The sequence below is a fragment of the Rhodococcus sp. (in: high G+C Gram-positive bacteria) genome, from assembly GCF_049591685.1.
Classification (GTDB): Bacteria; Actinomycetota; Actinomycetes; order Mycobacteriales; family Mycobacteriaceae; genus Rhodococcoides.
Genome location: NZ_JBAWFH010000559.1, coordinates 1 through 8,587 on the forward strand (window position 1 = coordinate 1; position 8,587 = coordinate 8,587).

Sequence of the window (8,587 nt, forward strand, 5' to 3'; positions counted from 1 at the left end):
CGTTCTGGCCGCGCCGTATACCTACCCTTTCAATCCCCCCAAGCCTCTACCGGTCTTTCCCTATACGCGCGCTTCGACCCCACCCACCACCACTGCTCCACCCGTCACCACGCCCCCGACGACCACCACTCCGGTGACACAGACGCCACCCCCGACACAGACGCCGCTGCTGTGGGAAGACCAGTTCAACAGCGCCGGAGTCGTCGATCCAGCCAAGTGGGGATTCCAAACCGGCAGGTGGGGAGCAAGTTCCGGAGAACAGCAGTACTACACCAACTCCACATCCAACGCGTCGGTGGGCAACGGTTCACTCAATATCACCGCGAGGAAGGAGACGCCACCCGACCGCAAGCCTGCACCCGACAACTTCACGAGCGCGCGCGTAGTCAGCTTCGGAAAACAATCCGTAACCCCGCCCGTGCGTATCGAAGCATCCATCAAGATGCCCAGGGCCGCCGGTCTACTACCCGCTTTCTGGTTACTCGGGCTCGAACCGGGCAACGAATACAGTTGGCCGCGGCAGGGTGAAATAGATATCGTCGAAATCCCAGGAACAAACGGACCGTCCTTCAATTTGCACGGTCCGGCGAAATCGAATTCGAATACCGACGTGAAGACCGGCGGCGGAATGGCGCCTGTTTCCGACGGTTTTCACACGTATCGGGTGGATTGGCTACCCGACCGAATCACCTGGTTCGTAGACGGTGCGCCGCAGTATTCGGTCAGCAAAGCCGAGTACGAAGCCAAGGGCGGAAACTGGACGCCGTTCTCCGGAGCCTGGCCGCACTACGTGCTGTTCAACGTCGCAGTCGGGAACAACTGGGTCGGTAAAGTGCCGGCGTCGACGCCTTTCCCGCAGACCATGAGCGTCGACTGGGTCAAGGCGAGCAGAATTTCCTGACCAGCCGCACATCGACGACGTCGGGGCGTCGATGCCCTGGACACTTAGTGACCGATCACAACTCAATACCGAGGTATTTGGCACCGCGCACATAGCATTCGAGACGTAACCCTCGATCAAAGGTGACGCATGAGGCTTTCCTCCTCGCTGCTTGTTCTGGCCGCAACCTTCACCGTCGCTCTGTCCAGCGCATCCCCCGCCGCGGCGGGGCCCGCTGTACCGATCGTGCTGATGCCGTCCGTGCCGGGGCCCGCTCAAACTTTGCACGGCGACGCGATCCGATACGCCTCCGAGCATCCCGACGCGGCCCCCAGCGGCGCGAACGACCCGTCGTGCATTCCCACCGATACCCATCCGAACCCGGTCATTCTCGTACACGGCACCGACGCCAGTGCCTACGCCGACTGGGCGGGCATGGCTCCCGTTCTCGCCGCAGCCGGTCACTGTGTTCACGCCCTCAACTTCGGTGCTTCCCCGGACGGCTCGAGCTACGGATTCGGCGACATCCGCGAGAGCGCAGCCCAACTGAGAGAGTTCGCAGAGTCCGTCGCCGCCAGGTCGGGAGCCAGCGCCGTGGATGTCGTCGGCTACTCGCAGGGCGCGGCCGTGGCTCGCTACTACACCAACCGGTTGGGCGGAGCCGAGCTGGTGGACAAGTGGATCGGCATCGCCTCACCCACCTACGGCGGCAACGCCTACGGCTTCTCACCAGCGGTGCAGGCCGTGCCGGGTGCACTGACGCTGGTATCCGGTGAACTGGGTCCCGCACTCGTCCAGCTGATGGAGGGCTCGGAATTCCTGACCGAACTGAACGCGGGTGGTGACACCGTCCCCGGCGTCGAATACACCAGTATTGCCACCCGGGTGGACGAGGTGATTCAGCCGTACACCAATGCGCTGCTTCGTGATTCGGGTGCGAACAACGTCGTGGTTCAGGATGTATGTCCGCAGAACAACGTCGCGCATTTCGCATTCACCTACGATGCGACCACTGCCGCCCTGGTCCTTGCCGCGCTCGATCCGTCCGCCGACATCGAACCACCCTGCGAATCCGTCCCGCTGGGCACCGGAATTCTGGATGTGATCATCGCGAGTAATTGATGCGACCCCCGGTGTGCGAAAAACGTCGTTCCAACAGCACTAAGTGCGCACGGGCGCGGAGCGCACCTGCAACTGAAACGCACGCAGGCCCACGTACAACTCCGCCGCATGCGCCGGATTGGAGAAATTACGGCCGGTGAGTTCACCTATCCGCCGTAGCCGATAGAGAACCGTGTTGCGGTGATAGTGCAGAGCCGCAGCCGCCCCGCTCGTCGAACCCTCGGCGCGGAACCACGCGTCCAGGGTGCCGAGCAGACTGTCGCGCTCCTCTGCAGGCAGCAGCAACAGGTCGCCCAGGATCTGTGCGGCGGCGATATGACCGGATTCGGGGTGGCCCGCCAACAGAAGCGGCACGGGCACCGAGTCGTAGCGGGTGCACGGAGCATCGTCGACGGGTGCACACGCCCGCGCCGACCTCGCCTGGACGACGGCACCCGGTATCGACGACGACGTGCGGAACACCGCGCTGACACCGATGTCGCCATTGCCACCGGCAATACCGTCGAGCACGAATTCCAGGGCTTGATCCGATTGCGCGAACAGCAGCCCGACCACGCCGTCGACCGCGCTGTCCCACACCGACTCGACGCCAGGCGTCGCGATGTGCGCGCAGCGGGTATCGGCAGAGACGACGACGAAGCTTCCGCGGTCGGGAATGCGAAAGGTGCGCAGTGCGTCGGCGACCGCTGCCGGGTTCGCGCCGTGGTCGGCGAACAGCGTCCGCACCAACCGTCGTCGCGCCTCCGCATCGTGCTCGGCTCGGGCGTCGATGCTCACGCGATAGGCCTCGGCGGCTGCGTCCGAGCAGACGTCCACCAGGGCCCATACGTGCGCGGCCATCTCGAGCAGCGTCCGCGGCGCATCGTCGTCGTCGGATCGGGCGAGCAGTTCCTCCCAGATGAGGCGACCGCCCAAACGGAACGCGTGCAGTAGGGCCGCGAGCGGCACACCCTGCTCGGCCTTGAGTCGCCCCGCAGCTCTGGCTGCCTCGAGATCGACGGGACGCTCACCCGCCAGTTCACAGATCATGTCCGTGACGTTCGCGAGGCAGGCACCGCGCAGCTGACTAGGGCTGAGCAGCGTCGATTCGACGTACGCGTGCTCGGCCGTCAATATGCGGCGGACCAATTCGTCGGCCAGTTCTTCCACTGCATCGAGCAGGGGCGCGGCCAGCTCGAACGATGTGGGTGCGGTGGCCGTGCTCGCTTTCGCCATCCCTGCACCCTAGCCGTCCGATGTAACGCACACCACACCTTGTTGTGCCGACGCACAATCGCGCCGCTCACTTCCACAGCCTCGGCCCATGGCGCAGCGCGCCCGAACGAGACGACAATCACAGTGAACACCGCGAGAACGAAGGGAGTGAGCACCGTGACCGAATCGACTACACCTCGACTGCGCGTCGCCGAGTCGTCGGAGGTCGACACGCGAACACATGTGGACACCGCGTTGAGCGAACTTCACGAGGGTGAGAAGGCGTGGCGTGCCTCCTCACTGTCCGAACGACGGCGAATCATCGAGCGCGTCCGCGACCTGACCATCGCGCATGCCGCAGAATGGGTGGAGGCAGCATCCACCGTCAAGGGCCTCGTGGGCACTTCCCCGCTCGTCGGCGAGGAATGGATGTCCGGTCCCTACGCGTTCGCCGGTGGAACGGCGACCGTCGCGAAGACCCTCGAAGCGCTCGACGCAGGCAAGAGCCCGCTCGCCGACGCAAAATTCGGCTCGGCCCCCGGCGGCCGGACGACCGTGCAAATCCTCCCGCGTGGGGTGTTCGATCAACTACTCCTGAGCGGTTTCAGCGGCCAGGTGTGGTTGAAGCCGGGTGTCGACGCCGCAGCCGCGAAGAAGTCGGCGGGGCTGGCGCAACGGACACCCGCACGCACCAACGGAATTGGAGTCGTACTCGGTGCGGGCAACATCATGTCGATCGCTCCCCTGGACACGCTGTACGAGCTCGTGGCCCACAACCGCGTCGTGGCCCTCAAGCTCAATCCGATCACCGATCCGATGTTCGACGTGTTCTCCAAGATCCTCGAGCCTCTCATCACCCTGGGTGCCGTTCGCATCCTGACCGGTGGCGCAGACATCGGGACGTATCTCGTCGGCCACCACCTCGTCGACCACGTACACATGACCGGTAGCTCCATCACCCACGACGCCATCGTGTTCGGGCCCGGGGAGGCCGGTGCCGAGCGCAAAGCCGCCGGCGACCCAGTGTTGAAGAAGCCGATGACGAGCGAACTGGGCGGCGTCTCACCGACCATCGTCCTCCCCGGCGAGTGGAGTGCCGCCGACATTCGCTTCCAGGCGGAACACGTTGCAACGCAGAGGCTGCACAACGGCGGATACAACTGCGTCGCCTCACAGGTGATCGTATTGTCGTCCGGGTGGAAGCAGCGCGACGAATTCGTCGCCGCGGTCCGTGACGCGTTGGCCGCGGCACCAGAACGTCGTGCTTACTATCCGGGTAGCGACAGCCGCGTCGAGTCCGCTCTGAGCAGCTACCCCGGCGCCCAGCGATTGGCGCACGGCCGCGTACTGATCGACGACCTCGACCCAGGTGACGAGGCCGCACTACTGAGCACCGAGTACTTCGCGCCCGTTCTCGGAATTGTCGAACTCCCCTACGAGGGTGAGCAGTTCGCGGAGAAGGCCATCGAAACAGTCAACGAGACGTTCGTCGGCACGCTCGGCGTCAACGTCATCGCGCACCCGAGAACGATCGACGAGATGGGCACCCGGTTCGACGAACACCTCGCCGATTTGCGGTACGGAGCGATCGCCGTCAACGCGTGGACCGGCCTCGCCTTCCTCAGCCCGGCCGCGACGTGGGGTGCATTCCCCGGCCACACCATCGACGACGTGCAGAGCGGAATCGGCATCGTACACAATGCCCTCCTCATCGACGACGCCGAAAGAACCGTCGTACGTGGGCCTTTCCGCCCGTCGCCGCGTTCACTTGTCAACAAGGAATGGTCGCTTTCCCCGAAGCCGCCATGGTTCGTCACCAATCGAACGGCTGCGACCACGGGCCGGTTGCTGACCGCGTTCGCCGCCGCGCCGTCGTGGTTCAAGATGCCCGCGATTTTCGCGTCGGCACTGCGCGGATAAAGGAGAGCACACATGACCGAACCGTTCGTCACGGACTACGTCGTCGTCGGGGCCGGTTCGTCCGGTGCCGTCCTGGCCAACCGCCTGAGCGCCGATCCGCGGAATTCGGTGGTCCTGCTCGAGGCGGGCCTGGAGGACAAGAACAAGTTCGCCCATATCCCGGCAGCGTTCTCCAAACTCTTCCGCTCCGAGGTCGACTGGAACTACGACACCGAACCACAGCCGGAACTGAAGGGTCGCAGCATCTTCTGGCCGCGAGGCAAGATGCTCGGCGGCTCGTCGTCGATGAACGCGATGATGTGGGTGCGAGGTTTCGCCGCGGACTACGACGAATGGGCCTCGCTCAGCGACGATTCGTGGTCGTTCGAATCCGTTGTGCCGTACTTCCGCAAGATCGAGAGCATCGAAGGAACGAGCGCCGTCGACGCCGGCAGCACTGGTCCGCTCATCGTGTCGAACCAGCGTAGCCCCCGCGCACTCACCCAGTCGTTCCTCGGTGCCGTCCGCGAGGCGGGCTATCCGGTCGAGCCTGCCAATCTGCCCGAGCCCACGGGCTTCTCGCAGACCATGGTGAACCAGAAGCGCGGCGCGCGATGGAGCACCGCCGACGCGTACCTCAAACCGGTGAAGAAACGACCCAACCTGACGATCCTCACCGAATCCCAGGCCACTCGGGTGATCTTCGAGGGATCCGCAGCGGTGGGCGTCGAGTACGTCAGCAACGGGATCACCCGGGAGGTTCGTGCAGCCAAGGAAGTCGTCCTCGCGGGCGGTGCCGTCAACACGCCTCAGCTGCTGATGCTGTCGGGCATCGGTGACAAGGAGCAACTGGGTTCGCACGGCATTGCCGTCAAGCATCATGCACCGGAGGTCGGGAAGAACCTCACCGATCACCTCTCGGCGCTGATCGGGTGGAGCCTCGAGAAGGACTCGCTCTTCTTCGCCGAGAAAATCCCCGAACTCGTCAACTACCTCGTTCGACGACGGGGCATGCTCACCTCGAACGTCGCCGAGGCCTACGGCTTCATCAAGAGCCGCGACGGCTTGGCCTACCCGGACGTCGAACTGATCTACGCCCCCGCGCCGTTCTTCGACGAGGGCCTGATCGCACCGGACGCGCACGCAGCCGTCATCGGTGCGGTGCTCCTGCGTCCGGAGAGTCGGGGCGAGATCAGCCTCCGCTCGAGCGACCCGACCGCGAAGCCGATCATCGAACCGAGGTACCTCAGCGACGAGAAGGGCATGGACCGCGACGCCATGCTCGAAGGCCTGCGGGTGTGCACGGAGATTGCGTCGCAGCCGTCACTGAAGGGCCTCCTGGGGGAGATCGTTCGCCCCCACAATGCCGGCGACGTCCTCAGCGAAGCGCTCGAGCAGAACGCTCACACGCTCTACCACCCGGTGAGTACCTGCCGAATGGGCAACGACGCATCGAGCGTGGTGACGCCCGATCTGCGCGTGCGCGGCGTCGATCGGCTCCGTGTTGCTGACGCATCGATCATGCCGACCATCATTCGCGGCCACACGCACGCGCCGAGCGTGCTGATCGGTGAGAAGGCTGCGGACATGATCCTGGCCGGGTGATCGAAGCTTCCGACCGACCTCGACCGGCCCTGACCGTCTGGAGCGTCACCGTCCGGTGGCGACCGGGCGATCAGGATCGTTCGACCACTGGGACCACGAGCCGGGGTAGAGCGCCGCGTCGATCCCGGCGATGGCCAGCGCAGCAACCTGATGCGCAGCGGTGACCCCCGACCCGCAGTAGACACCGACCTCCCCGGCGACGTGGGCGAATCGCGCACGCAGCGCCTCCGCGGGCAGGAAGCGCCCGTCGGCATCGAGATTGTGTGTCGTGGGCGCGCTGACCGCGCCGGGTATGTGGCCCGCGCGGGGATCGATGGGTTCGCTCTCCCCCGCGAACCTCTCGGCTGCCCGTGCGTCGAGAAGAGTTCCAGCCGCGGCCAACGCTTCGGCCTGATCGGCCGTCAACGTGCGCAGGTGCCCCGCGCTCAGCTCGATGTCGCCGTCACCGAGGGCGAACTCGTCACCCGCCGCGGTTTCGTAGCCCGCATCCACCCAGGCACGCAAGCCACCGTCGAGCAGCGACACCTGCTCGACCCCGGCCCACTTCAGTAGCCACCAGGCGCGCGCCGCCGCGAGGTTTCCCGTGTTGTCGTAGACCACCACGGGAACGCGTGAGCTGACACCCCAGCGGCGAGCCGCTGCCTGCAGGTCGTCGATCGACGGCAGTGGATGCCGGCCATGCTCGGGTGACCCGTGCTCGGCCAGGTCGGCTTCGAGGTCGACGAACACCGCCCCCGGGATATGGGCATCGCGGTAGTGCTGCGCGCCCTCGGTGTCGCCAAGGGCCCACCGGACGTCCAGAAGTACGGGCGGAACCAGACTGCCCAAGGCGGACTTCAGATCGGCGACGTCACGGACAACACTCATCTGCACTCTCTCCTGGATATCGGCTCGCCGGCTACTCGACTGCGAACACGGTTGGAGCCGCGAGCCTACTGGGCCCGTCGTCTGACCCGAAGGTGCAGCCTCGAACCAAACCGGACTTGCGGTTAATCGGCCCGATGTAACGAGGGGGACACGCGACGGCATCGAACCGGACACGGCGCTACTACCATTGGCAGAAACGGACGATACGGGCACAACGGGCCGGCGAAGCGTGGGAGTCTGTGTCTACCAGGGCGATTTGCTTTCGACCCACGGTGCACCGGCTGGTCCTCACAAGGGTTTACCGCTGGTGACGGCCACAATCTCGGACACGCCACCTTCGCCGACGAACATCGAACCCATCCGGGCCACCGTCGGCGGCGAATCACAGATAACGCTCAAGACGTGAGCACAGAAAGGTAGACCGACATGATATCGATCCGTAAAGTCATGGCAGCCACCGCAATTGGTGCATTGACCCTCGTACCTCTTGCCGCCTGCTCGAGCGACGACTCCTCCAGTACCTCCGACACCACCTCGTCGGCCATGGAGTCTTCCGCAATGGAGACCACCGAGGCCATGCCGGAGCCTGCAGCCGAGGTCGCCGACCTCAGCAACGGCGTCGACACCGCAGTTGCACTCGACCCCGGCTTCACCGGTGCACTGACGACCCTCGGCCTCACGCCGGGAACCATCGGAAGCGCCACTCTCGCAGACGGTTCCATTCGCTTCCCGATCACCGGCGGAAACGTCAAGTACTGGGAGCCGGGCACAGTGGACCCCTACGTGCAGGGTGAGGTCGACCACGAAGGAAGCGGCCTGTCCCTCACCGCAGGTGAGACCGTCGTCGAGCTGACCGACTTCGTCATCGACCCGGGCACCTCGCTGCTCACCGGCACCGTGTCCGTCAACGGTGAAGTTGCTGCCGAAGACGCAGTCATCTTCGATCTCGACGGCCGCACCCTGAACCCGCTGGCAACCGGTCCGAACGACACGGCCATCCTGCAGGGCACCCAGGTCAAG

7 protein-coding genes are annotated in these 8,587 nt (G+C 65.0%); 5 read left to right on the forward strand and 2 right to left on the reverse strand.

Features of this window, described 5'->3' with window-relative positions; genetic code table 11:
- Together WBQ44_RS22965 and WBQ44_RS22970 are read left to right on the forward strand one after the other, a co-directional pair.
- Positions 1–901 (forward strand): glycoside hydrolase family 16 protein (locus WBQ44_RS22965; RefSeq protein WP_495568962.1); only part of this gene is annotated, 901 nt, incomplete at its 5' end.
- 129 nt (positions 902–1,030) lie between these two features.
- Positions 1,031–2,002 carry an esterase/lipase family protein gene (locus WBQ44_RS22970; RefSeq protein ID WP_495568963.1) on the forward strand — a complete coding sequence of 324 codons (972 nt, stop codon included), beginning with the start codon at positions 1,031–1,033 and terminating at the stop codon, positions 2,000–2,002.
- A gap of 39 nt (positions 2,003–2,041) precedes the next feature.
- Here the strand turns inward: WBQ44_RS22970 and WBQ44_RS22975 are convergent, their stop codons facing one another.
- Complete coding sequence (locus WBQ44_RS22975) at positions 2,042–3,217, reverse strand: PucR family transcriptional regulator (protein WP_495568964.1); 1,176 nt, start codon at positions 3,215–3,217, stop codon at positions 2,042–2,044.
- A 147-nt stretch (positions 3,218–3,364) separates the two neighbouring features.
- Between WBQ44_RS22975 and WBQ44_RS22980 the strand changes: the two genes are divergently transcribed.
- Together WBQ44_RS22980 and WBQ44_RS22985 are read left to right on the forward strand one after the other, a co-directional pair.
- Entirely contained in the window at positions 3,365–5,116 is a 1,752-nt protein-coding gene (locus tag WBQ44_RS22980; protein WP_495568965.1) for an aldehyde dehydrogenase family protein, read from the forward strand.
- 12 nt (positions 5,117–5,128) lie between these two features.
- Positions 5,129–6,700 (forward strand): GMC family oxidoreductase, encoded by a 1,572-nt coding sequence (locus WBQ44_RS22985; RefSeq protein ID WP_495568966.1) that lies wholly within the window; start codon positions 5,129–5,131, stop codon positions 6,698–6,700.
- A gap of 45 nt (positions 6,701–6,745) precedes the next feature.
- Here WBQ44_RS22985 and WBQ44_RS22990 read toward each other — a convergent pair whose 3' ends face one another.
- Positions 6,746–7,567, reverse strand: a complete 822-nt coding sequence (locus WBQ44_RS22990; protein WP_495568967.1) for a sulfurtransferase — start codon at positions 7,565–7,567, stop codon at positions 6,746–6,748.
- Between the two features lie 426 nt (positions 7,568–7,993).
- Here WBQ44_RS22990 and WBQ44_RS22995 point away from each other — a divergent pair.
- Positions 7,994–8,587 (forward strand): hypothetical protein (locus tag WBQ44_RS22995; RefSeq protein WP_495568968.1); only part of this gene is annotated, 594 nt, incomplete at its 3' end.